This is a genomic window from Blautia sp. 2227st1_G12_2227SCRN_220401, assembly GCF_039062885.1.
GTDB lineage: Bacteria > Bacillota > Clostridia > Lachnospirales > Lachnospiraceae > Blautia_A > Blautia_A fusiformis.
In genome coordinates, this window is the sequence record NZ_JBCLNI010000018.1 from 1 (window position 1) to 26460 (window position 26460).

Below are 26460 nucleotides of genomic sequence, written 5' to 3' on the forward strand. Positions count from 1 at the left end.
GTCTAACTCCATTATATTTATCATCCTTTTTCTTATATCGACGGATATGTATTTATGAACTAATTGTTCTTTTTCAGCATACTACATCAGGGAATGGAGAACAAGTGTTTTTTTATACTATAGAGATTTTTTTGAGCAGATATGCTCAGATGTGCAATTCATCTCCCCACCTGAAGAGGTGGGAGAATTCTTGCTACATTTGTTAAATGTATTTTAGTATAAATTTGCGGGAAATGCAATGTAGGGGAGAACGGGTAAAAGTAAACAAAAAAATAAGAGTAAAATTAGACGCTTTGCCAATAGATTTTTAAAAAGGAAAGTTTTATACTCTACTTACAGTTAAGACATAAACATAAGTAAAAGACATAAATAACGAAATGAACGAAAAAAAGGAGGTTCTATCATGAAATTAACAAGAGAAGGAATCAAAGAGCGTGAAGCATGGGAGAAAGCAGGCATCAATCTTCCAGGATACGATGTAGAGGCAGTTACTGAGAAAGCGAAGAAGGAGCCAGGCTGGGTACATTTCGGAATCGGAAATATCTTCCGTGTATTTATCGGAGGTATTGCAGATGGTCTTCTGGAAGGGGGAGTTCTTGACAGAGGCATCACATGTGTAGAGACCTTTGATTATGATGTAGTAGATAAGATTTACGCGCCATATGACAACCTTGGCTTAAATGTCATTCTCCACGGTGATGGAACCCGTGAATACAAAGTTCTTGGGGCGCTTGCAGAAGCAGTGAAAGCACAGTCATCTGATGCTGGACAATGGGACCGCCTGAAAGAAATTTTTGCGGCTAAATCCCTGCAGCTGGTTTCCTTCACTATCACAGAAAAGGGTTATGCACTCCAGAAAGCAGACGGAACATGGTTCCCGTTTGTGGAAGCAGATATTAAGAACGGACCGGATAAGGCAACGGGAGCAATGGCAGTTCTTGTGGCTATGCTGAATGAGAGATATAAAGCAGGGAAATATCCGATCGCCCTGGTATCCATGGACAACTGCTCACAGAACGGCGCCAAGCTTCGTGAGTCCGTGCTGACTATGACAGAGGAATGGCATAAAGCGGGCTTCGTAGATGATGGCTTCGTAGATTATGTAACGGACGAGAAGGTGGTTGCATTCCCGTGGACCATGATCGACAAGATCACACCTCGTCCAAGCGAGCAGATCGCAGCAGACCTTGAGAAGCTTGGCGTTGAAGACATGCAGCCGGTGATCACAGGAAAGAAGACATACATAGCACCATTTGTTAATGCTGAGAAGCCACAGTATCTTGTTATCGAGGACAGCTTCCCTAACGGACGCCCTGCTCTGGAAAAAGGCTTCGGCGTATACATGGCGGACAGAAATACCGTCAATCTTTCCGAGAGAATGAAAGTAACCGTATGCCTGAATCCTGTACATTCCGCAACCGGCCCTCTTGGTGTGGTACTTGGCTATGATCTGTTTGCACATATGCTGAACACCAACGAAGATATGATGAAAATGGCCCGTATGGTTGCTTATGACGAGGGACTTCCGGTAGTTGCAGATCCTGGAATCCTTTCCCCGCAGGCATTTGTGGATGAACTCTTTAATGACCGTTTCCCGAATGAGTATCTTGGAGATACCAACCTTCGTCTGGCTGTAGATGTGTCCCAGATGGTAGGTATCCGTTTCGGTGAGACTGTAAAAGCATATGTGAAGAAATTTGGAGATGCTTCCAGACTGACAGCAATCCCGCTGGGAATCGCAGGCTGGCTGAGATACATGCTGGCTGTAGATGACGAAGGAAACAAATTTGAGCTTGCACCGGACCCGATGAATGAGGAGATCACAGAGCAGCTTGGCGATATCGTGATCGGAAAACCGGAAACCTTCAAGGATCAGCTGAAGCCGATCCTTTCCAATGAGAGATTGTTCTTCACAGACCTTTATAAAGATGGTGTCGGAGAGAAGATCGAGGATATGTTCCGTGAGATGATCGCAGGACCCGGAGCTGTAAAGGCAACTATTCATAAATATGTAAAATAAAACCAGGGTTACGAGAACGGTTTATGTAAGTATTTTGCATAGGAGAGTAGACAAAAATGATAGTAAAAGTAATTTTAGGCACAATGCAGAATGCAAGAAAGCTGGTAAGTATTGCAGAATCCATCCCCTATGATGTAGAATTATGTTATGGCCGTTATGTTGTAAATGCGAAGTCTATGCTTGGTGTCTTAAGTATGCCTGAGTTTGACGAGGGAGAGCTTCATATACATACAGATAATGAGAAAGAATGCGAGAAGATCCTTTTTCAGCTGCTTGATCAGAACCTTATTGTGGACACAGGAGATGCTGTGAAAAGATCCATCTATGATATCACAACCTTTGGTGAGATCCTGATCGATTTTACATCTCAGGATATCAATGAGGATGGACAGATGCTGTATGCCAGAAATCCGGGCGGTGCACCTGCCAATGGTGCAGTTGCAGCCAGCAGACTGGGAGCTCATACTGCATTTATCGGTAAAGCAGGAAAAGATATGCACGGAAAGTTCCTGAAATCTGTTCTTGAGAAAGAAAACGTGGATACCAAGGGTATGCTCCTGGACGAAAATTATTTTACTACACTGGCTTTTGTGGAAGTCAGCGAGACTGGAGAGAGGACTTTCTCTTTTGCAAGAAAACCGGGAGCGGATACGAAGATCCAGAAGGAAGAAGTGGATGTGGATGTGCTGGATCATACCCATATTTTTCATGTTGGATCCCTGTCCCTGACGGATCAGCCTGCAAGAGATACCACGTTTTATGCGGTAAAAAGAGCAAAAAACAAGGGCAGCGTGATTTCTTACGATCCCAATTACCGTGCATCTCTGTGGCCGGATGAAAAGACAGCGAAGAAGCATATGAGAAGCCTGGTTCCCTATGTGGATCTTATGAAGATTTCGGATGAAGAGACAGAACTTCTGACAGATCATAAGGATGTCCGGGAGGCAGCAGAAGCACTGTACAGCCAGGGCGTGAAAGTTGTGGCAGTTACACTTGGCGGCGAAGGAGCATATCTTTACGGCAAGGATGGCGGCTGTATGGTACCGGGATTTGCAGTGAAACAGATCGCAGACACGAACGGAGCCGGAGATTCTTTCTGGGGCGGTTTCCTGTACAAAGTCAGCACAGCAGAGAAACATCTGGACGAGCTGACCCAGGAGGATCTGAAGGAATTTGCCCGTTTCGGCAATGCAGTGGCCAGTCTCTGCGTGGAGAAAAAAGGTGCGATCCCGGCAATGCCGGAGCTTGCACAGGTGGAACGCAGAATTGCAGAGTGATCGTATTCATAAAACTGTAGCAGAGTTGAATCTAAATTGCGAAGCGATTGTGTTTATGAGTATGTCAGATTTATGAAAGGATGGGGTTTTGAAATGAATTTAAAAGATCAGATGAACGGAGTTCAGCACGTAGGCGTGCCAACCAATGATATTGAGACAACCATTAAATTTTATGAGGCACTGGGATTTAAGATCGCTTTCCAGACGGTGAACGAGGCTGCCAATGAGAAGGTTGCTTTCCTGAAGCTTGGAAATCTTGTGATCGAGACTTACGAGAACAAAGCAGCAAAAATGGAATCCGGCGCCATTGACCATGTTGCCATTGATGTGAAGGATGTGGAGAAAGTCCACGAGCTGGTGACAGCAGCAGGACTGAATACCACCAATGACGAGGTGCATTTTCTGCCGTTCTGGGAGAATGGCGTGAAATTTTTTACTATTGAAGGCCCGAATAAGGAGAAGGTGGAGTTCAGCCAGTATTTATAAAATGTGTAAGTCAGTTAAGTCTCCTGCAAGAATGTGGGTACCTGTCTTAATGGGAATTTACAATACAGTAAAAATACGCTAGAATAGAATACTGTTAATATTCATCTAAATAAAAAAGATCTATAAGAACAGGAGTATATACATGCTGGGACTTAAACCAATAAAGACTTTACCCATAAGAGAAAAGATTGCGGCGAATCTCAGAGAGGCAATTCTTTCAAAAAAAATTCCGGCGGGGGAAATTCTGACACTGGAAAGTACTGCGCAGGAACTTGGAGTGTCCATTACACCTACAAGAGAAGCCTTTCAGATTCTGGCAAGAGATGGACTTCTGGAACTGGAGCGAAATAAACGTGCAGTAGTTCTTGGAGTGAATGAAAAAACGATCCGCGAACATTTTCAGGTGCGGGCGGCACTGGAAAGTGAAGCCTGTGTTTTGTGTTGTGAAAATAAGATCGATCTTCAGAGGATTGATCAGATCCTCAAGGTTTCCAGAGAAGAGATAGAAAAAGGTGATTTTGAAAGTTATTCAAGTCTCAATCAGACTTTGCACATGGAATTATGGACAGCAGCAGGAAATGATAAACTTAAAAATATGCTGTCAGAACTGTGGAACGGACTGTCCAGAGGCGTACTGGTAAATGAAGAAGAGTACGTAAGAAAATCTCTGAAAGAGCATGAGGAAATTGTAGAAAGTATTCGAAAAGGTGATTCTATGGAATGTTATCTGCGTATGCAGAAACATATAAAAAGCAGTTGTGAGAACTTTGTGCAACGGTATAATTAGGCTGTAGAAATTACCATTTTTCTGTAAAAAGTATACAAAAACAGAACAGATAATTTTTACAAAACGCCGAAATTGTTAATTGTTATTGACAGTTACGGCGTTTTTCACTATTCTTTATGTATACAATATAAAAAATAAAAAATAAAAAGTGAAGAAGTAAAGAAAGGCGCAATGAAATGAACGACAAGAACATAATTGTGAACAAGCCGGAACCGAAACCGGGTATACTTGAGCGTGGTGATCTTTTTGCAATCGCAGTAGGAATGGTAATCGGCTCCGGAATGGTAACTCTGATCGGACCGGCAATGGCTTATACCGGTTATTCTGTATGGCTTGCTTATCTGACAGCGATTGTCATGGGATTCTTTATGGTTTTTCCGTATATTATTCTTGGTGGGACCATGCGCGTGGCAGGAGGCCCGTATTCCATCGTAACGAACCTTTCCGGAGTCAGCACCGGAGGTCTGGTAGCTTATACGAAACTGGTAACGCCGATCCTCAACAGTTCTTTTGCGTTGGCACTGGGATTGTATTTGAATAATCTCCTCCCGGGAATTACAGTGAAAGCACTGGCAATCGCAGGTGTTGTTATCCTGTTTGTTCTGAATCTTCTGGGAATGGATATTTTTGCAAAGGTAAGCAAGATATTATCAACGGTTCTTCTGATCACAATGGTTCTGTATGTTGTTTTCGGACTTACACAGATCAGACAGCCGATCTTTGATTTTTCAGGAGATAAGATGTTTACCGGCGGCTTTAAAGGCTTTATGCTGGCGGCACTTCTTCTTATCAATTCCGCAAATGGTTACTACAATATTCTGTGGTATGGTAAAGACGCGAAAAGAGCAACGAAAGATGTTCCGTTTGCGGCAATGTCCTGCGTGCCATGTCTGCTTTTTATTTATGTGGGCCTTGCGATGGTTACAGGTGGGGTGCTTCCTCACGATGAGGTTGCAGGTGTGGAAACAATCCTTCCGGCAGCACAGGAGATCCTTCCTGGTATTGTGTATAAACTTTTTATGATCGGCGGACCGATCATGGCAATCATCACTACTTTGAATGGTGTATTTAATGATGTACGATATCCGATCGCTCAGGCTGCCAAGGATGGATGGCTGCCGAAAGGAATTCTGAAGGAAAACCGTTTCGGAGCACCGTACCTGATCTATACCTACACACTGATCGTAGTGTTGCTTCCGATCATTTTTGATATGAGTATCGTGACGATCACAAATATTTTCCAGGTGATCACATTTTTTATGAATGTTACAGTTGTGTATGCAATTTCACGTCTTCCGAAGAAATATCCGGATACCTGGAAGAAGAACAAATTTCACCTTTCCAGTGCAGGACTTTACGTATTCTGTACCATCAGTATCATCATTTACACGATTATTTTTATAAAAGGAATTTTCAGTATTAAACTTGTATATGCAGTATCTGCTGTTATAGTTATGGTTGCATTGATCCTGATTGGTGTATATCTCACCAGAAAAGGTGGAATCCGTATCGAGACATCCATATGGCAGCCTGCAGAGGAGGAAAAAAATGAATGAATTAAATCCGTTCAAGCTGGCAAAAATGCTTGAGGAACTTGAGAACACCGTAGAATTACACAGTATTTCTGTACGGTATAAAGGAGAAAAGGTTGTTGAAGGAGCCTGGGCACCTTTCTCAATGGAAGAGCCGCAGATGCTGCATTCTTTATCAAAGATCGGAACAAGTATCTGTGTTGGATTTGCGGTGGATGAGGGAAAACTTCATCTGGAGGATAAATTTCTGGATTATGTGAGAGAAGATCTTCCGGATGAATATGATGAAGCCCTGGAAAATATTACCGTATATGATCTTCTTACCATGCAGGCCGGTTCCCCGGAATGCTGTAATAATGTATGGTTTTCCAGACTGGAAAAAGACTGGGAGAAGAACTGGCTTGGACAGCCTAAGCTGAAAGAAGATATCGGAAAAGTTTTTCATTATGATTCCGGATGCAGCTATACACTTTCCAGGATCGTGACCAAAGTTATGGGTGAAAACTGTCTGTCCATTATGCAGAAACGTGTTTTTGACAAACTTGGTTTTGGAAAGATCAACTGGCTTACAAGTCCTGAGGGACATAATACCGGCGGCTGGGGCATGTATCTGACCGCAGATCAGATTTCCACACTGGCACAGCTCCTTCTCCAGAAAGGAAACTGGAAGGGTGAGCAGCTGGTGCCACAGTGGTGGATCGAAGAGATGGGACAGTCAAGAGTCGTAATTCCCGGAGATGAGAAAAAAGCACTGACTCATTATGCATATCACATCAAAGCAGGAAAAGAGATCTTTGCGGCAGAAGGAGCATTTGGACAGTATTTGGTGTGCTTCCGGGAACTTCCGGTTGCTATTGGCATTACCGCAGGTGCGAGAGAATATCTTGCGGCAGATATCTGCCTTAAATATATGAAGGAAGCAGTTTCCATACCTTGCCCGGAAGAAAAACGGGAAGAAGGAGAGAAATATCTGGAAGCAAAAATAAAAAGCCTTTCTCTGCCACAGCCGGAAGGCAGACTGAAAACTGCGGAAAAAGAACTCAGTGGATTATTTAACCGGGAGATTATTTTTACAGAAAATCCGAGAAACATTGAAAGTGCAAAGATCATTCCGGAAGGATGTAAACTGCGTCTGGAAATGATAGTCCAGGGTGAGAAAAAGATTGCTTATGCAGGATTTAAGAGCTGGAAACAGAACGATCTTTATCCGGATGATTTTACAAAGAGATATCACAGCATTGCTTATGGAATGGATCAGGAAACGTTATATCTGTCTGTGGGACTGCTCAACACTTCCTACAGGGAAGAGTATTCCTTCTGGGTCAATTCTAAAGATACCGTGATCGCGACCTGGAGACCTAACGTTACCTATCTTCCGGAACAGCCGGATATGGTATGGAAGTTTACAGGAAACTTTAAATCCTGAAGAGAAAAAACTCAAAGTATAGACCGATAAAAATATAGCAATTCCTCCAACCTTATGATAAAAGAAACGAACAACCCGCAGGATACTGACTTGCCATCAGTGGTCCGATGGGTTGTTTTTTGTTTGGAATAAGTCTACAATAGGAAACAGAAATTTTTATTATTGTGACATAGGGAAGAAAGTGTACGATGAAAATACATTACAGAATTAAAAATAATGCAATAGAGATCGTTCGGTGTTATGGTACCGATGACCGGATCGTGCTGCCGGAAGAGATCAATGGTCTTCCGGTAGTCAGTGCGGCGCCGTATGCGTTTTCTGCACATAAGGACGGAGAAGAAGATGCAGAAACCTGGGAGAGCGAAGACGCATTTTCATTCGGAGAAGAGAGGCTTCTTGCCGGAGAGGAAGTGCAGGAGATCGTTTTTCCCGATACACTGAAGGAAATCGGAAGATATATTTTTTATGGATGCAAAAAACTGGAACGGCTGGAATTTTCGGATACCCTGATGCAGGTGGGAACCGGGGCATTTACGGGCTGTAGCGGGCTGAAGGAGCTTGTGATCCATCAGAAAAAAGGGTTCAAGTCCTGTGCAAAGGAGATCCTCGGTGAGCTGTGGCAGAAGATCGATGTGGATTTTCTGTATGAAAATGGTGAGGCAGGTGGAAAACGTGCGCATATGGTTTTTCCGGAGCATTACGATGAGGCGGTGGAGAACACGCCTGCGAGAATTTTGTTTACAGAGTATCATGGCTCCGGGACCAATTACCGGCAATGCTTCTATAATAAAGAACTGAATTTCGCAGAGTATGACAGCCTGTTTGATATGGCAGTGGTTATGGATAAGCTGGAGGTTCTGGTGGATATGAGCTTCGGACGACTTTGTCATCCGTGGCAGCTGAGTAAAAAGGCGAAGAAGCAGTATGAGGATTATATCCGGGAAAATCTTAAGGATATCGGGGAATATCTGGTGGAAAGCGGAAGCTTAAATGGTCTGGAGCTGCTTTCACGGAAAAAATTCTGGAACAGAGAGGGCCTGGAACATAGTATTGATGTGGCGTCCGGGAAGAAGGATATGGAGATTTCCGCATTTCTGATGAATGAACGCAGCCGGATGCTGAAGGAAGAGCAGAAGGTTGCCGGGGAGACAGAAAATGATGGGCGGCCAGCGAGACGGAGGAAGAAATTTCAGTTATGAGTGATATAGAAACAACTGAAAACAATAAAAATAACTTCCTGCCCGGTCAGGGATCCAATTCCCAGGAAGCAGCCCAGCGTCTCCAGGATATCGGCAGCAGCATCCTCCGGGCGGCAAGAGACGAGCTGTATCTTGGCATGCGTTTTCTGGATGTGGCGCTGAGCAGCTTTATTTATCAGATGGATGGTTCGGTCAGTCCGTTTGGAACAGACGGGGCTGTGATGTATTTCCATCCGGCACAGCTTGGCGGGCTTTATAAAGAAAACAGGATTCTTGTGAATCGAGGATATCTCCATATGGTATTTCACTGCATTTTCCGGCACTTTGGGAAGCCGGGAATAGAGAAGCGTTTGTGGAATTTAAGCTGCGATATTGCAGTGGAGCATATGATCGACGGGATCTACCACCGCTCAGTCCGATATTCCAGAAGTCTTCTCCGGAGGGAAACCTACCGTCTTCTGGAAAAGGAAAAGAAGACGCTGAATGCAGAGAGAATCTACAAGATTCTGAAAGAAGAATTTCTGAAAGAAAAAGAACTGGCACAGCTTGAAAAAGAGTTCTACGTGGACGACCATAAATACTGGGCAAACCAACAGCCCGACCGGAAACCCAATCCCCTGATGAGCAAAAAATGGGGAGATATCAGCGATGGGATCGAAACAGACCTTGGGACTTTTTCCAGAGAGTCAGGAGAGCAGGACGGAGATTTTCTGGACCAGCTGAAAATAGAGAACCGGGAACGATATGATTATCGGGAATTTCTGCGGAAGTTTGCAGTATTTCGGGAAGAACTGACTGTAGATCCGGACAGCTTTGATTATAATTTTTATACCTACGGGCTTTCCCTTTACGGGAATATGCCGCTGATCGAACCCCTGGAAACCAGAGAAGTGAAAAAAGTTTCGGAATTTGTCATTGTGATCGATACCTCCATGTCCTGTTCAGGAGAACTGGTACAGAGATTTCTGGAGGAAACCTATGGGATCTTAAGCGACAGCGGGAATTTTTTCCAGAAGGTAAATATACACATTATCCAGTGTGATGAGAAGGTGCATTCGGATGTGAAGATCACCAGCAGAGAAGAACTGCAGGATTACATGGACAGCCTGGAACTTTACGGTGATGGAGGTACAGATTTCCGTCCGGCTTTTGCTTATGTGGAAGAGCTGATGGAAAAACGTGAGTTTGAAAATCTTAAGGGCCTGGTGTATTTTACAGACGGTTACGGTATTTTTCCGGCAAAGATGCCTCCATACCGGACAGCATTTGTATTTATGGAGCAGGAGCCTGAGGATGTGGATATCCCGGCCTGGGCCATGAAGCTGGTGATCACGGAGGAAGAATTGTAAAGAATTATATCCATATCTTATGTCATGAATCTGATATTTTAATCTTTTATTTTGTATATTGCTATCTGCATATCAGTTATAGTGTAGAAAATAGGTAACAACAGACAATGTTACGGAAAATATACAGAACAGGAGATTGTATGGCATGAGATATGGGTATTTTGATGAAGAAAAAAAGGAATATGTGATTACCAGGCCGGACACACCTGCTCCGTGGGTGAATTATTTGGGATCGCCGGAATACGGAGCAATCGTTTCCAATAATGCAGGGGGATACAGCTTTGCAAAATCCGGGGCGAACGGCAGAATCCTGAGATATATTTTTAATCAGTTTGATCAGCCGGGAAGATATATTTATCTCAGGGATAATGACACAAAAGATTATTGGTCAGCATCCTGGCAGCCGGTTGGCAAAGATCTCAGTGAGTATAAAAGTGAATGTCATCATGGCACAGCCTATACTAAAATGATGGCAGATTACAGCGAGATACATTCAGAGGTGAGATACTATGTACCGCTTGGGCAGTCCTATGAGGTATGGAATCTGAAAGTTACCAACTGCTCAGACAGAAAACGTGAGATCAGTGTGACTGGATATGCAGAGTTTACAAATAACAGCAATTATGAACAGGATCAGGTGAATCTGCAGTATTCCCAGTATATTACAAGAACAGTATTCTGTGGAGATCGTGTACGTCAGATGATCCATGCGAATCTGGACGGCCTTAAGGATGGGGAAGAGGTTGATAACAAGAACGTGTTCAACCGATTCTTCGGCCTGGCTGGAGAGAAGGTTTCTTCCTGGTGTGGTGACAGGGAAAAATTCCTTGGAAGATATCACGGATACAACAATCCGGCAGGGGTTGAAGCCGGTGTATTATGTAATGAGGGAAATTATAATGAAAACAGCTGTGGAGCTCTTTCAGCTGTAATTACTCTGGAACCGGGAGAAAGTCGGGAAATGGCTTTTTTGGCAGGAATGAAGGAGGATAATGAAGCAGCGGAGATTATAGCACATTATGCAGACTGTGAAAAAACATGCGCGGTGGAGCTTGAAGAACTGATCAGTTACTGGCACGGACAGCTTGCACATTTTCAGATCAGAACACCAAGTCCGGAATTCGATACCATGATCAATACATGGAACGCATATAACTGTTTTATGACATTTATCTGGTCACGTGCAGCATCTTTTACTTATTGCGGACTTCGTAACGGATATGGATACCGTGATACTGTACAGGATATCCAGGGTGTGATCCATCTTGCACCCCAAATGGCACTGGATAAGATCCGTTTCATGCTGTCAGCACAGGTAGATAACGGCGGCGGTCTTCCACTTGTGAAATTCACACATAATCCGGGACATGAGGATACACCGGATGATGCGTCCTATGTACAGGAAACTGGTCATCCGGCATACCGTGCAGATGATGCACTCTGGCTGTTCCCTACTGTATACAAATATATTTCAGAGACAGGAAATTTTGCATTCATCGATGAAGTGATCCCGTTTGCAAACAAGGATGAAGGAACTGTATACGAGCATCTGAAAAGAGCTATTGACTTCTCCATGAACCATCTTGGCAGACATGGAATGCCGGCCGGACTTTATGCAGACTGGAATGATTGTCTGAGACTTGGAAAGGATGGGGAATCTACTTTCGTTGCATTACAGTTCTATTATGCAATGACTATCCTGAAAGAGTTTGCAAAGTACAAAAAAGATGAAAAATATATAAAATACCTGGAAGAAAAACAAGAGCAGCTTGGAAAATTGATCCAGGAACTCTGTTGGAATGAAGATCGTTTTATCCGTGGTTTTACGGAGCGGGGAGAGGTTATCGGAAAGAGAACTGACCCGGAGGCAAATATGTGGCTGAATCCACAGAGCTGGGCTGTGATCAGCGGCCTTGCAACAGAGCGGCAGGCAGATCTGGCTCTTCAAATGGTTTATGAAAGATTGAATACAGAATACGGTGCAATCCTTATGGATCCTCCATATCATGCAAATGCTTTCGACGGAGCACTTGCGGTTATCTACAATGCAGGAACAAAGGAAAATGCGGGAATCTTTTCACAGTCACAGGGATGGCTCATTCTGGCAGAAGCACTTTGCGGACATGGTGAGCGTGCATTTAATTATTTCCTGGAGAATGCTCCGGCAGCGCAGAATGACAGGGCTGAGATCAGACAGCTGGAGCCATACTGCTATGGACAGTTTACAGAAGGAAAAGCAAGCCCGAATTTCGGACGATCTCATGTGCACTGGCTGACAGGAACAGCATCTACTGTGATGGTAGGATGTGTAGAAGGAATTCTTGGCATGCGTCCGGATTTCTATGGCTTACGTATAGCACCATCGATTCCAAAAGAATGGGAGAAGTTTGAGATAAGCAAGGATTTCCGTGGATGTCATCTCCATATCACTGTGAAGAATCCGGGACATGTGGAAGCCGGATGTAAAAAACTCTATGTAAATGGAGAAGAGCTTCCGGGTAATTATATTCCGCAGGAGAAACTTACCGGTGAGACAGAAATTGAATTCTATATGTCATGACATAATGGATATAAATTGCGAGGAGATCACATTTATGAATACAAAGTAAAATGGAATATAAATACCGTTTTATTTTGGCAGGAAGGAGATCACAGAATGAAATATATAAAATTTCAGGATAAAAATGGAAGCTTTTCCATAGAAAATCCGGAGAATTACAGCGGTTTATATATACCTCTGGCCGGAGAAAACGGATTGAAATCCGCGATCACCCCTTCTCTGGGAGGAGACAGCAAACTGGATCAGAATCATTTTCTGCTGGAACCGGTAAGCATTGAGAATCTTCATAATAATCGAAACACCAGAAATTTCTGGTGCAAGATAAAAGGAAAAGGTTACTGGTCAGCATGCGGAGTTTCGGCAGAACAGGAATTTCAGAAATATACTGATAAACAGGATAAAAGCAGCCTGGAAGCCGGATTTATGTGGCAGAAGCTGCACAGAACTTCTGAGAAATACGGACTTCAGTCAGAGATTTTGTCTTTTGTGACAGTGAAAGGTGATGTGGAGGTCCATCTTGTAAAGATTACCAATATTGAAGAGGAAGAACAGGAGATCACACCGGTTGCTGTAATACCTGTATATGGAAGAAGTGCAGACAATCTCAGAGATCACAGGCATGTGACTTCCCTTTTGCACAGGATAAGAACAACGGAGTACGGTGTTGAAGTAAAACCGGTGCTTTCTTTTGATGAAAGAGGTCATCAGAAGAATAATACTGCATATTTTGTATATGGATCTGAAGGCGAGGGAACGGAACCGGAAAGCTTTTATCCTGATGTGGAAATGTTTATCGGAGAAGGCGGTTCTTTCCTGATTCCGGAGGTGGTCAGAGAAGAGAAAAAAGGTGTTCCGGCAGGAACAGAAATTGAAGGAAAGGAAGCTGTCGGTGGTATTCGTTTTGCATCCAGGGTTCTGAGACCACATGAAACAGCTGTATATGTTGTGACAGCGGGAATATCTGAAAAAAATCAGCTGCCGGAGGAGACTGCACGGTTTTACAGAACTGAAAAACAGGTTGCAAGAGAATTTGAACATGTAAAAAAACACTGGACAGAAAAAGTGAATGTTTCTTTTGAGACAGGTGATGAGGACAGAGATAATTATCTGAAATGGATCTGTTTCCAGCCGATATTAAGAAGAATTTACGGTTGTTCATTCCTCCCGTATCATGATTATGGAAAAGGTGGAAGAGGCTGGCGTGATCTCTGGCAGGACTGTCTGGCACTTCTGATCATGGATCCTTCTGTTGTACGTCAGATGATCGTCGATAATTACGGTGGAGTACGCATCGATGGAACCAATGCCACGATCATCGGAAACAGACAGGGTGAATTTATCGCAGACCGCAACAACATTGCCCGCGTGTGGATGGATCATGCTTTCTGGCCATTTGTGACAACGCAGCTTTATATGGATCAGACCGGGGATATGAATGTCCTTTTTGAGAAGATTCCATATTTCAAGGATCTTCAGACAAAAAGAGGAACTGCGCATGATGAAAAATGGAGCAGTGCCTATGGAGAAAATCAGAAAACAGAATCCGGTGAGGTTTATTACGGAACGGTTCTGGAACACATTTTGCTGGAAAATCTCTGTGATTTTTATGATGTAGGAGAGCACAACGAGATGAAACTTCACGGGGCAGACTGGAACGATGCCATGGATATGGCATGGGAAAATGGTGAGAGTGTGGCATTTACCTGTGCATATGCTGGAAATATGAAGAACATCGCAGAATATCTGAGAAAACTTCAGGAAAAGGAAATGTTTGACAGGATTGAAGTTGCGGAAGAAATGGAAATCCTGTTTACCGGAGACCGTGAGCTTTATGAAAGCCCGGAGAAAAAGCAGCAGCTTCTGAGACAGTACACAGAAAAATGTGCACATGATATCAGCGGAAATACTATTGTGATCCGTCTGGACCAGCTTAGCCGGAATCTGGATGAAAAGGCAGATTGGATGATGGAAAACATCCGCAGAAGAGAATGGGTAAAAGACGGAGAAAACGGCTGGTTCAACGGATATTATGATGATCATAAACGTCCTGTGGAAAGGGCAGAAAACAGCCAGGTACGTATGATGCTTACCAGTCAGGTATTTGCGATCATGAGTAAAACCGCACAGAAAGATCAGATTGAGTCTATCTGTAAAAGTGCGGATAAATATCTTTTTGACCGTCAGGCAGGAGGATATCGCCTGAATACCAATTTCCATGAAGAAAAATTTGATCTGGGAAGAATGTTCGGGTTTGCTTATGGAGAAAAGGAAAACGGAGCGGTATTTTCCCATATGGCTGTTATGTATGGCAATGCACTGTATAAAAACGGCTATGCAAAAGAAGGATATAAAGTTCTGGAAACGCTTCTGGACGCTGCCATGGATTTTGAGAACAGCAGGATGTATCCTGGAATTCCGGAATATTTTGATAATCAGGGAAGAGGATTGTATGCATATCTTACCGGTGCTGCAAGCTGGTATATGCTGACTATGATCACAGAGGTATTTGGCGTCAGAGGAGATCTTGGAGATCTGGTGATCGCGCCGGCACTGATGCCGAAGCAGTATAATGAGAATGGACAGGCATCTCTTACTATGGAATTTGCCGGAAGAAAGCTGGAGATCTGTATCTGCAATCCGGAGAAAAAACTTCCTTCAGAATATAAAATAAAAACAGTATGGTGCGATGAAAAGGAAATGAAAAACAAACAGAGTACCTGTGTACGTATAGATCGGGAACTGCTCGAAAAGCTTTCTGTAAAAGAAACACACAGGATCAAAGTGGAACTGATGTAACCGAAATCGGTTATACATAATTGTTAAATTACAGAAACAGAAGTATCAATAGGAAAACGGCATCCCACAGTTGTAAAAAGCTGCGGGATGTCGTTTTTGATGCTGATAAAAAATATCAGCCATAATAATAAGGATGTTTACCACATGGATTTGTAATATTTGTCACGGTACTTCTTTGGGGTAAGGCCGGTGAAGTTTTCAAAGATCTGGATAAAATGACTCTGTGAAGAGAAATTCAGATAATTGGCGATATCAACGACTGCTTTATCAGAGTATCGGAGCAGGTGAGTGGCTTTTTCGATTTTTTTTTCGCGGATGTAATCACTTATGGATACTCCAAGATTCTGTTTGAATACTCTGGACAGATAACTGGGAGAGAGTCCGGTATGTTCTGACAGATCCTGAATGGTGATACGCTCCTTAATGTGACCGTAAATATAGTCCACGCATTGCATGACCGGTCTGGAAAGAATAGAGCTTTTTTTCTGGAGGATCATTTTTCCGGTAAAATCTCTGGCCATAATATGATGCAGATCTGCAATCTGGCGTACAGTGGTGCAGGAATCCATTTTCAGAATGTAAAAATCGCTGAGACGATATGCCTGTTCAGGCTCCAGTCCACCGTCAATACAGTAACGGGTGAGCATGGCAGTAGTGACAACGAAATGATACTTCAGGTTGATCAGAGGATTTTTGGAGAGGATACCGGTTCCCTTCAGATGAAGAAAAGAGTCTTCCTCGCAGTTTTTGTTTACAGCTTCCATATCACCGGCTCTTACGGCATTGTAAAAAGAATATTCCACAGAGGGAGAGCGATGAAGAGCTTCCAGTTCTGTATCTTCCAGTTCATTAGTAATCCAGTCTTGGGAAATGGACATATTGATATCCTCCTTATATGTTGATGTTTAAGGAATGTATTGGTTTCTTATATTATGACATGAATCTGACATTTTGTTAAGATTAATAATATAATCGCAGATAAAAAAATGGTATACTTTTATCATCAAAGGTAAAGCATCGGGGATGCTACAGAAAAAGGAGGATTTATACTATGAAAAAAAGAGCGGTATCTATGATCCTTGCAGCAGCAATGGTTTGTGGAATGATGGCAGCAAATGTAAGCTGTGTATCTGCAAAAGGATCGGATGAGGGAAAAGTGATCAATATTTATTCCTGGAATGATGAGTTCCGTCAGAGACTGGAAGCTGTTTATCCGGAAGTAGAGTCCACTTCCAAAGATGGTACAGTTACAAAACTGAAAGATGGTACAGAGATCCACTGGATCGTAAATCCGAACCAGGATGGCGTATATCAGCAGAAACTGGATGAGGCACTTCTCAACCAGGCTGATGCAAGTGCAGATGATAAGGTAGACATATTCCTTTCTGAGACAGATTATGTATTCAAATATACAGACAAAGATGCAGATGTTGCAATGCCTCTTACTGATCTTGGCATTGATCCGGACAAGGATCTTGCAGATCAGTATGATTTCACGAAAACAACAGCTTCTGATGCGGATGGAGTACAGAGAGGCGCCACATGGCAGTGCTGCCCGGGTGTCCTTGTATATCGTCGTGACATTGCGAAAGATGTTTTCGGTACTGATGACCCGAAAGAAGTTGGCGAGAAGATGAAAGACTGGGATACAGCTAAAGAAACAGCAGCTCAGCTGAAAGAAAAAGGATATTATACATTTGCTTCTTATGCAGACACTTTTCGTTTGTATGGAAACAGCATTGAGAATCCGTGGGTAGAGTCCGGTGATTCTGTGATCAAAGTAGATTCAAAGATCATGGACTGGGTAAAAGATTCCAAAGAGTGGCTGGATGCAGGTTATCTTAACAAAACTGTAAAAGGTCAGTGGAACGATGACTGGAACAAGGCAATGAGTTCTGAGTCCAAGGTATTCGCATTCCTCTTCCCGGCATGGGGTATCGACTTTACTCTGAAACCAAACTGGGATGGAGCAGAAGGTGACTGGGCTGTTACAAATCCTCCGCAGGAATACAACTGGGGTGGCTCTTACATTCAGGCTGCAACAGGAACAGATAATCCGGAACATGTCAAAGATATTATCCTGGCAATGACGGGAAATCAGGATAATCTTCTTAAGATTTCCAAAGAATACTCTGATTTTACAAATACAAAATCCGGTATGAAAGATGCAGCTACAAATGCAGATTTCGCATCTGATTTCCTTGGTGGACAGAACCCGTTTGAGTATTTTGCACCGGTTGCAGAGAATATCAAGATCGCACCGCTTTCCGCATATGACCAGGGTTGTGTAGAGCTGATCCAGAACGCTTTCAGTGATTACTTCCAGGGTAAAGTAGACTTTGACAAAGCAAAAGCCAACTTTGAGACAGCTATTCAGGAGCGTTATCCGGAGATCACAGAGATCCAGTGGCCGGAATAAATACCACATGAGGATAATTGTTAATGCTGCAGGATCTTTGGATCCTGCAGTTTGCTGGAAAGGAAGAGCATTATGAAGAAAAAGAGCGTTAATTACGGAAAATGGGGATACATATTTATTCTTCCGTTTTTTGTGATCTATTTTATCTTTTCGCTGATTCCGCTGTTTGATACAGTGAGATACAGCTTTTTTGAATATTTCCGTTCTGGAATCAAGCAGATTGGTCCTAATTTTATAGGACTTGCCAATTATGTCAGTCTTCTGCATTCTGACATGCTGAAATACGGACTGAATACACTGATCCTTTGGGTGATCGGATTTGTTCCGCAGATCGTTGTTGCACTGGTGCTTGCATGCTGGTTTACTGATGCCAGGCTGAAGCTTCATGGCAAGCAGTTTTTTAAGGTTGTAATTTATCTGCCGAACCTGATCATGGCATCAGCATTTGCACTTCTGTTTTTTACCATGTTTTCCACAAACGGACCTGTAAACTCCATTTTGTGTTCACTGGGCTGGATAAAGGAACCGATTGATTTTCTGGGCTCTGTTCTGGGAACAAGATCATTGGTAGGTTTCATGAATTTCCTGATGTGGTTCGGAAACACGACCATCATGCTGATGGCAGCAGTAATGGGAATCAGTATGGATGTTTTTGAAGCATCGGATCTGGACGGATGCAACAGCATTCAGCGTTTCTTCTATATTACGCTTCCACTGATTCGTCCGATTCTTTCCTATACTCTGATCACTTCCATCATCGGTGGCCTTCAGATGTTTGATGTACCGCAGATTCTCACAAACGGACAGGGTAATCCGGACAGAACATCCATGACACTGATTATGTTCCTGAACAGCCATCTGAAGAGCAAGAATTATGGTATGGCCGGAGCATTGTCTGTATACCTGTTTATTATCAGTGGAATCCTCTGCTTCTTTGTATATCGTATGACTAACGACAATGATCCGGACGGATCTAAGAAAGCAGCGAAAAAGAGAGCAAGAGCAGAAAGGAGAAAAACAAAATGATGAAAGATAAGACAGCCAGCAGGATCAGAAGTATCGTGGCACATGTGGTACTTATTATTCTTTCCTTTATGTGTCTCTTTTTCTTTTATGTACTGATCGTGAATGCGTCTCATTCTCATGCAGAGCTTCAGAAGGGATTTTCTGCTCTTCCTGGAAAATATTTCTGGAAAAACCTGATGAATGTTGCAAATGACGGAAGCTTTCCGATGTTCAGGGGAATTCTTAACAGTATTATCGTGTCCGGATGCAGTGCAGTATTATGTACATATTTTTCCTCACTGACAGCATATGGTCTTTATGCCTATGATTTCAAGGCAAGGAATGTAGCGTTTACATTTATCATGGCGATCCTCGTCATGCCGACACAGGTAACTGCAATGGGCTTCCTTCGTCTGATCACAAAGATGGGATTATATGATTCCCTGCTTCCGTTGATCATTCCGTCTGTTGCGTCACCGGCCGTATTCTATTTTATGTACAGCTATCTGCAGTCCTCACTGCCGATGTCACTGGTAGAAGCAGCCAGAATTGACGGCTCCGGAGAGTTCCGTACTTTCAACAGTATTGTCCTGCCAATCATGAAGCCAGCAATCGCTGTACAGGCGATTTTTACATTTGTAGGCTCCTGGAACAATTATTTCGTTCCTGCTCTGGTTATCCAGTCTAAAAGCAAGATGACTGTTCCAATCCTGATTGCAACACTTCGTGGAGCAGATTATATGAATTTTGATATGGGTAAGATTTACATGATGATCACGGTTGCCATTGTGCCGATTATTATCGTATATCTCCTTCTTTCCAAGTTTATCATCGCAGGAGTGACACTTGGAGGCGTAAAAGAATAACAAAAGGTAGCAGGTAAGATATGACAGTTAAGAAATGGAAACACAGCGGAACAAAGAAACACAGCATGTCAGACCGTGAAATACGAAACGGTCTTCTTTCGGAAAAAGCAGCAGAGGAGGGTATTGTACTGCTGAAAAATGATAAAAAAATACTCCCTCTGAATATTTCCACGAAAATAGGTTTATACGGCGCCGGTGCGGGAAAGACAGTGAAAGGCGGAACAGGTTCCGGTGATGTGAATAACAGAAGTAACATTTCTATTTATCAGGGACTGAAAGAAAACGGTATTCAGATCGTAAGCGAGAAATGGCTGGCCAATTATGAGTCAATATACGCAGAAGCACGCCGGGCATGGAAAGAAAAAATACTGGAAGAAGCAAAGTTTGTGGAAAATCCTTTTGATGCCTATGCGGAAAATCCCTTTGCAATGCCGGAAGGCCGTGCAGTCACAGCAGAAGATACTGTCGATGCCCAGACAGCAATCTATGTGGTAAGCAGGATTTCCGGTGAGGGAAAGGATAGGCGCAGGGTCGAGGGAGATTATTATCTGAGCAGACGGGAGCGGGAGGATATCCGGTTCCTTGATGCACAGAAGATTCCTACAGTACTTATCCTGAATTCCGGCGGTCCGGTAGAACTGACAGATATTCTGGAAGAAACAGAAAATATCTGTGCTGTCCTGAATATTTCCCAGCTTGGACAAAGAGGCGGACTTGCCCTCGCCAATGTCCTTCTGGGAAAGGTAACTCCAGGCGGCAAGCTGACTGCAACATGGGCCAGAAGGTATGAGGATTATCCGTGTGCAGAGGAATACAGCTATCTTAATGGCAAGCTTGAAAGAGAAGAGTACAAGGAAGGAATTTATACAGGATATCGTTATTTTGATACTTTTGGTGTAAAACCGCTGTTTCCGTTTGGATATGGACTTTCTTACACAGAAATGCAGATACGCTTCCATGGGATGAAAACATCAGGGGATGGCGTTGAAGTTGAAGCAGAGGTAACGAATACAGGAGAAACTTTTTCGGGAAAAGAGGTCGTGCAGGTCTATGTGTCTCTTCCACAGGATGAATCAGGGAAGGAATACCGTCGGCTGGCTGGCTTTGCAAAAACAAAACTTCTGAAGCCGGGGGAAAAAGAACTGCTGAAAATTAGGATCGACAGAAAGACACTGGCATATTTTTCCGAAGAGCAGCATGCCTGGATTGCTGAAAAAGGTTATTATGCTGTCTGGGTCGGAAACAGCATTGCATCGCTTACGCTGGCTGCAATGCTTGAAGTGCCGGAGAGTGTGATCCTGGATAAAACGAATATCCTTGAGAATCAGACTGATATTACTGAAGAAGTTTATGACCGCCAGAATCTTTCTGCCAGAACTCTGAAATGGAAAGAGAAGGCAGAGAATGAGAAGATTGGAAGATATATCTATTATCCTGAACCAGAGAAGAGAACAGAATGCACCTGCCAACCGGAAAATAAGATTCCTGCAAAGGATCTGCTCCCGCTGTTTTATGGAAATATTGCTGGAATCTCCAGTAATCTGGGGGCGGCAGGAATCCGTGTTCCTGGCTCTGCCGGTGAGACCACGGCTGCTCTTTATGAGCAATATGGCGTTTCCCCACTGATCATGGCCGATGGGCCGGCAGGACTGAGACTTCAGCAGAATTATGAAGTAGACAGAGAAACAGACACAGTATATGGAATCGGTGTCCTTGGATCTCTGGAAAACGGATACCTGAGAACAGATGAGACTCACGAAAACGCAGACAGATATTATCAGTTCTGTACGGCATTTCCGGTTGGAACTGCACTGGCTCAGACCTGGGATACTGCCCTTGTGGAAAAAGTTGGAATAGCAGTTGCAGAAGAAATGGAAGAATTCCACATAGATCTCTGGCTAGCACCTGGTCTTAATATTCAGAGAAACCCTCTGTGCGGCAGAAATTTTGAGTATTATTCCGAAGATCCGCTGCTTTCCGGAACCATGGCAGCAGCCATGACAAAAGGAGTGCAGAGCAGACCTGGCTGCGGTGTTACCGTTAAGCATTTTGCCTGCAACAATCAGGAAGATAATCGTATGGGCGTAGATGCACAGGTATCAGAACGTGCCCTGAGGGAAATTTACCTGCGTGGTTTTGAGATTGCAGTTAAAGAAAGCAGACCAGTGGCAATCATGTCTTCCTATAATTTACTGAATGGTGTCCATGCTGCAAACAGTGTTGATCTCTGTACAGCCATTGCCCGAAAAGAATGGGGATTTGACGGTGTGATCATGTCAGACTGGAATACAACGGTTCCGGAAGATGGAAGTATTCCGTGGAAATGCGTGACAGCAGGAAATGATATTATCATGCCTGGTAATGCAGCCGATGCAGAAAATATCCGAAAAGCTTTTGAAGACGGAAAGCTTTCGGAAGAAGTTGTCAGAATGTGTGCGGGACGTATTCTGAACCTGATACACACACTGACAGCAGAATAAAAAAAATATATAGTAGTGAAAAACTTGCCTGAATTCAATTTTCGATTTATCATTGGATTCAGGCATATTTTTTGCAGATGTCGCGCAAGGCAACCCGTTTTAGGCGGAGGATCCTGCAGGCAGTTTTTTATATGCCGTGAAAAGGAGAATACCATGAACATAAAACGAGCAAAGCAGGAGATAAGAGATTCCATAGAAGCATATCTTTCAAAGGACGAATTCGGTGAGTACCGGATCCCGGCGATCCGACAGAGACCGATCCTTCTTATGGGCCCTCCGGGAATCGGAAAGACACAGATTATGGAACAGATAGCAAGGGAATGCGGGATTGCTCTTGTTTCCTATACCATTACCCACCACACCAGGCAGAGTGCTGTGGGACTTCCTTTTATTGTAAAAAAGAATTACGGTGAGGAAGAATTTTCTGTCACAGAATATACCATGAGTGAGATCATTTCGTCCGTTTACGATAAGATGGAAAAAACAGGCCTGAGAGAGGGAATCCTGTTTATTGATGAGATCAACTGTGTATCCGAGACACTGGCGCCGATGATGCTGCAGTTCCTTCAGGGAAAAACCTTCGGAAACCAGAAGGTGCCGGAAGGCTGGGTGATCGTCACAGCAGGCAACCCGCCAGAATATAACAAATCCGTCCGGGAATTCGATGTGGTCACTCTGGACCGTATCAAGAAGATCGATGTGGAGGCAGACTTTGATGTATGGAAGGAATACGCCTACCAGCAGGGAATTCATCCGGCGGTGATCTCCTATCTGGAGCTTCGCAGAAAAAATTTCTACAGGGTGGAGAATACCGTAGACGGAAAGATCTTTGCCACAGCCAGAGGTTGGGAGGATCTTTCCCGTCTGATCCAGGTTTATGAGATCCTTGGAAAAACCGTAGACCGTGAGGTGGTCAGCCAGTACATCCAGCACAGGATGATCGCGAAGGATTTCGCCAGCTATCTGGCTCTTTATTATAAGTACAGAACGGATTATAAAGTGGAGGACATCCTGAAAGGAAAGTGGGATTCCATTACTCTGGGTAAAATCCGCACAGCCTCTCTGGATGAGCATCTGAGCATTGTAAGCCTTCTCAATGGAAAGCTCAGCGAGCTTTTTACAGAATGCTGTCTTACTGATGCCTATCTCACGAAACTGTATGATTATATGGTGTACTTCAGAGAAAATCAGGACGGCCTTACAGCAAAAAATCTCCTGGAAAAAGCAGAGGCGGATCTTGAAAAGGATAAAAAGAGTGAGCTTCTTACAAAACAGCAGGAGCGTATACAGAAACGTGTTGTGTCATTCTTTGAAAATGCGTCCGGATTGGAATCAGCTTCGGAATCAACTGGATCAGATAAAACCGGATCAGGTTCAGAGCCGGCAGGAGGCAGAAGTGCTGCAGCAGAATCGGAAGTTCTATCGTCAAACAGGAACTATGAGTTTGTGAAAGCCCTCTTTGAATCCGAAACCGAAGCCTACGAAAACCGAACCGACGAAATATCCTTTACTCTTCAGAACGTTTTCGACTTTATGGAAGCTGCCTTTGGGGACAGTCAGGAAATGGTGGCATTTATCACAGAACTGAATGCCAACTATTATAGTCTCTGGTTCATTCGGGAGAACGGTTCTGACCAGTATTACAGGCATAATAAAGGTCTTCTTTTTGACGACCGCCAGAAAATGCTTCTGGGCCAGATGGAGGAAGTGGAAAATATTCTCAATAATGGAATAAAATAATATGTCTTACCAATTTATTATTTACTATTGATTAAATTGGTGAATTATCGTATAATATTTACTATAAAAGTCCGGAAAATAGAGAGGGCAAATAGTCAAAATGCACAGATTGGCTGAATGGCTGCAGAGCGATCATCTGGTGCAGAACTGCATGGTGACTGAGAATGGTAAATATCCACTTGTCTATATTCCGGGATTTTTATGTAATGAAAGGCAACACAATAATAAAGGAAGGCGGCCGAAACGGACGACATGTTTACAAAGATTACAGAAGAACGAGCATTTGACGGAATATTAGCGCAGATCATAGAAAATATCCGGCGGGGAGAACTGAAGCCGGGGGACACTTTACCTGCGGAACGTGTTATGGCAGAATCACTGGGAGTTTCCAGACCTGCTGTCCGTGAAGTCCTGCGGGCACTGGAGCTGATGGGAATTGTCACAACGGTCCGCGGCGGAGCCAACTATATCACCGAGAATATGGATCAGTGGCTTTCTGCACCACTGGCCCTTCTTTTTCAGCTGAATAACAGCCATGTACAGCAGGTGCAGGAGCTTCGTTCTGCGCTGGAGCAGGAGGCTGCTCTTCTTGCAGCCGGGAATTGTACGGAGAAGGACGCATTAGATCTGCGTTCCATTCTGGCACAGCTGGAGAGCGCAGAGGATGAGAAAGCTCGTGCAGGTCTTGATAAGAAGCTTCATACGAAGATCGGCAGGATCGCAGGGAATCCTATGATCTACAATGTCCTGGATGCGGCAGCGCAGCTGACTGAGGAGATCATTTCCGGCACCCGAGCCTATATTATGCAGAAACATAATTCCGCTCTGGAGGTGGATGAGCAGCACAGAAGGCTGGTGGAAGCTATTATTTCCGGAGACCGGAACCAGGCGGAGAAGCTGATGCGCGAACATATGGAAACCATTGAGAAATATATACTGGAGATTGCGCAGCAGCAGGGTGAGAACAGCCTTGCATTTCATCGCTGATCCACCTGAAAAAATTAAATAAAATTTCAGTAAAAATCCCGTTAATCTGGTAAGACCACTATTGATTTTGGTAAGACCGCGTGCTATAATAGGGACTGTATTGGTAATACCAAAAAAGTTTGATATTATGGCAGCATCCTGAAGGCTTCATGACGAGACAGCATAAGTTGAGACAGCATAAGTTGAGACAGCATGAGATGAGACAGCATGAGATGAGACAGCATAAGTTGAAGCAGCATGAGGTAGGACAGCGTAAGACGAGACAGCACAGGATGAAGGTTACTGTATCCCTGCAGTATTATATAAAGTATGCAGCAGGCCACAGCGTGGGCGGTAACCTGCCGGAAATATCAGGAGAAAGGACTTGCGATTATGGGATATGTAAAATGGAGTTATGACACACTGAACCATTTCTGCGGAGACGTTTTTAAAGCGTTTGGCTTTTCTGAGGAAGAAGGAAGCATCATTAAAGATGTTCTTCTGACTGCTGATCTGTATGGGATCGAGAGCCACGGAATGCAGAGGATGGTTCGTTACCATAAAGGAATCGAGAAGGGGACTATTCATCCCCAGGCGAAACCGGAAGTTGTTTTTGAAACACCGATTTCTGCTGTGATAGACGGACATAACGGAATGGGCCAGCTGATCAGCCATTTTGCCATGGAAAAGGCAATTGAGAAGGCAAAGACAACTGGTGTGGGAATCGTAAGTGTACGAAATTCCAACCATTTCGGTATTGCAGGATATTATGCGAATATGGCCTGCCATGAAGGCCTTCTTGGAATGGCATGTACCAACTCCGAGGCGATCATGGTACCGACTTTTGGAAGAAAGGCTATGCTGGGCTCCAACCCGATCGCAGTCGCTATGCCTGCAGACCCGTATCCGTTTTTCTTTGACTGTTCCACAACAGTTGTAACCAGAGGTAAACTGGAAATGTATAATAAGATGGGCAAGCCTCTTCCGGATGGCTGGGCACTTGACAAAAACGGTCATGCCAGCAATAATGCACCGGATGTACTTGCAAACATCGTAGCCAAGAAGGGCGGCGGAATCATGCCTCTTGGTGGAAACGAGGAAGTCAGCGGAAGCCATAAGGGATATGGCTATGGAATGCTCTGTGAGCTGTTCAGCTCTATTCTTTCCATGGGCGTTACCTCCGACAAATGCTGTACATTCCCGGACAAGACCGGTATCTGCCATGGATTTATGGCGATCAACCCGGCGGCATTCGGAGATCCGGATGCGATCCGCAAGCATTTTTCAGAATATCTTGAGGCACTTCGGGAGAGTCCGAAGGCAGACGGTCAGGAAAGGATCTATACACACGGCGAGAAAGAGGTAGCTGCTGAAAAAGACAGAAAAGAGAATGGCATTCCGGTCAACGACAATACCATGGTAGAGCTTGCTGATCTCTGCAGTTATCTGAAGCTTGATTTTGGCGCTTATTTTGAAGGCTATGAGCTTCCGAAGGACAGTAGATTCTTCAATGGTAATTATTAATTCAGGTAATCCTTTTGAAATGAAATAT

18 protein-coding genes are annotated in these 26460 nt (G+C 43.8%); 17 read left to right on the forward strand and 1 reads right to left on the reverse strand.

Features of this window, described 5'->3' with window-relative positions; translation table 11 throughout:
• Positions 1–403: 403 nt before the first annotated feature.
• From ABCM67_RS10370 to ABCM67_RS10415, 10 genes are all read left to right on the forward strand, one after another.
• Positions 404–2020, forward strand: a complete 1617-nt coding sequence (locus tag ABCM67_RS10370) for a mannitol dehydrogenase family protein (protein WP_022427075.1) — start codon at positions 404–406, stop codon at positions 2018–2020.
• Positions 2021–2076: 56 nt separating this feature from the next.
• Positions 2077–3297: a PfkB family carbohydrate kinase gene (locus ABCM67_RS10375; RefSeq protein ID WP_147603311.1), complete on the forward strand. Its 1221-nt coding sequence runs from the start codon at positions 2077–2079 to the stop codon at positions 3295–3297.
• A gap of 93 nt (positions 3298–3390) precedes the next feature.
• The gene (locus ABCM67_RS10380) at positions 3391–3783 is read left to right on the forward strand and encodes a VOC family protein (RefSeq protein ID WP_015526181.1); all 393 of its coding nucleotides are present in this window, start codon (positions 3391–3393) and stop codon (positions 3781–3783) included.
• 142 nt (positions 3784–3925) lie between these two features.
• The gene (locus ABCM67_RS10385; protein WP_022427078.1) at positions 3926–4570 is read left to right on the forward strand and encodes a GntR family transcriptional regulator; all 645 of its coding nucleotides are present in this window, start codon (positions 3926–3928) and stop codon (positions 4568–4570) included.
• Positions 4571–4746: 176 nt separating this feature from the next.
• Positions 4747–6126, forward strand: a complete 1380-nt coding sequence (locus ABCM67_RS10390; protein WP_022427079.1) for an APC family permease — start codon at positions 4747–4749, stop codon at positions 6124–6126.
• Positions 6119–7528: a serine hydrolase gene (locus ABCM67_RS10395; protein WP_015526178.1), complete on the forward strand. Its 1410-nt coding sequence runs from the start codon at positions 6119–6121 to the stop codon at positions 7526–7528. The genes ABCM67_RS10390 and ABCM67_RS10395 overlap by 8 nt, the downstream gene beginning before the upstream one ends.
• 188 nt (positions 7529–7716) lie before the next feature.
• Positions 7717–8727 carry a leucine-rich repeat domain-containing protein gene (locus ABCM67_RS10400; protein ID WP_342992838.1) on the forward strand — a complete coding sequence of 337 codons (1011 nt, stop codon included), beginning with the start codon at positions 7717–7719 and terminating at the stop codon, positions 8725–8727.
• Positions 8724–10076, forward strand: a complete 1353-nt coding sequence (locus tag ABCM67_RS10405; RefSeq protein ID WP_287084504.1) for a VWA-like domain-containing protein — start codon at positions 8724–8726, stop codon at positions 10074–10076. Before ABCM67_RS10400 ends, ABCM67_RS10405 begins: the two co-directional genes overlap by 4 nt.
• A 145-nt stretch (positions 10077–10221) precedes the next feature.
• On the forward strand, positions 10222–12636 hold the full coding sequence (locus ABCM67_RS10410) for a glycosyl hydrolase family 65 protein (RefSeq protein WP_015526176.1): 2415 nt from the start codon (positions 10222–10224) through the stop codon (positions 12634–12636).
• Positions 12637–12732: 96 nt separating this feature from the next.
• The gene (locus tag ABCM67_RS10415) at positions 12733–15432 is read left to right on the forward strand and encodes a cellobiose phosphorylase (RefSeq protein ID WP_342992839.1); all 2700 of its coding nucleotides are present in this window, start codon (positions 12733–12735) and stop codon (positions 15430–15432) included.
• A 137-nt stretch (positions 15433–15569) separates the two neighbouring features.
• Here the strand turns inward: ABCM67_RS10415 and ABCM67_RS10420 are convergent, their stop codons facing one another.
• Positions 15570–16310 (reverse strand): AraC family transcriptional regulator, encoded by a 741-nt coding sequence (locus ABCM67_RS10420; protein ID WP_110102967.1) that lies wholly within the window; start codon positions 16308–16310, stop codon positions 15570–15572.
• A gap of 173 nt (positions 16311–16483) precedes the next feature.
• On the opposite strand from ABCM67_RS10420, the gene ABCM67_RS10425 reads away from it, so the two are divergent.
• The 7 genes from ABCM67_RS10425 (at position 16484) to ABCM67_RS10455 (ending at position 26432) form a co-directional block, all read left to right on the forward strand.
• Entirely contained in the window at positions 16484–17851 is a 1368-nt protein-coding gene (locus ABCM67_RS10425; RefSeq protein ID WP_173756803.1) for an ABC transporter substrate-binding protein, read from the forward strand.
• 72 nt (positions 17852–17923) lie between these two features.
• On the forward strand, positions 17924–18877 hold the full coding sequence (locus ABCM67_RS10430) for a sugar ABC transporter permease (RefSeq protein ID WP_215708107.1): 954 nt from the start codon (positions 17924–17926) through the stop codon (positions 18875–18877).
• Positions 18877–19722 (forward strand): carbohydrate ABC transporter permease, encoded by an 846-nt coding sequence (locus ABCM67_RS10435; RefSeq protein ID WP_044961860.1) that lies wholly within the window; start codon positions 18877–18879, stop codon positions 19720–19722. Before ABCM67_RS10430 ends, ABCM67_RS10435 begins: the two co-directional genes overlap by 1 nt.
• Before the next feature lie 20 nt (positions 19723–19742).
• The gene (locus tag ABCM67_RS10440) at positions 19743–22202 is read left to right on the forward strand and encodes a glycoside hydrolase family 3 protein (protein ID WP_215708106.1); all 2460 of its coding nucleotides are present in this window, start codon (positions 19743–19745) and stop codon (positions 22200–22202) included.
• A 153-nt stretch (positions 22203–22355) separates the two neighbouring features.
• Positions 22356–23942, forward strand: a complete 1587-nt coding sequence (locus tag ABCM67_RS10445) for an AAA family ATPase (protein WP_342992840.1) — start codon at positions 22356–22358, stop codon at positions 23940–23942.
• 252 nt (positions 23943–24194) lie between these two features.
• On the forward strand, positions 24195–24929 hold the full coding sequence (locus ABCM67_RS10450; RefSeq protein WP_342992841.1) for a FadR/GntR family transcriptional regulator: 735 nt from the start codon (positions 24195–24197) through the stop codon (positions 24927–24929).
• A 309-nt stretch (positions 24930–25238) separates the two neighbouring features.
• Complete coding sequence (locus tag ABCM67_RS10455) at positions 25239–26432, forward strand: Ldh family oxidoreductase (RefSeq protein WP_330577395.1); 1194 nt, start codon at positions 25239–25241, stop codon at positions 26430–26432.
• The last annotated feature ends 28 nt before the right edge of the window (positions 26433–26460 follow it).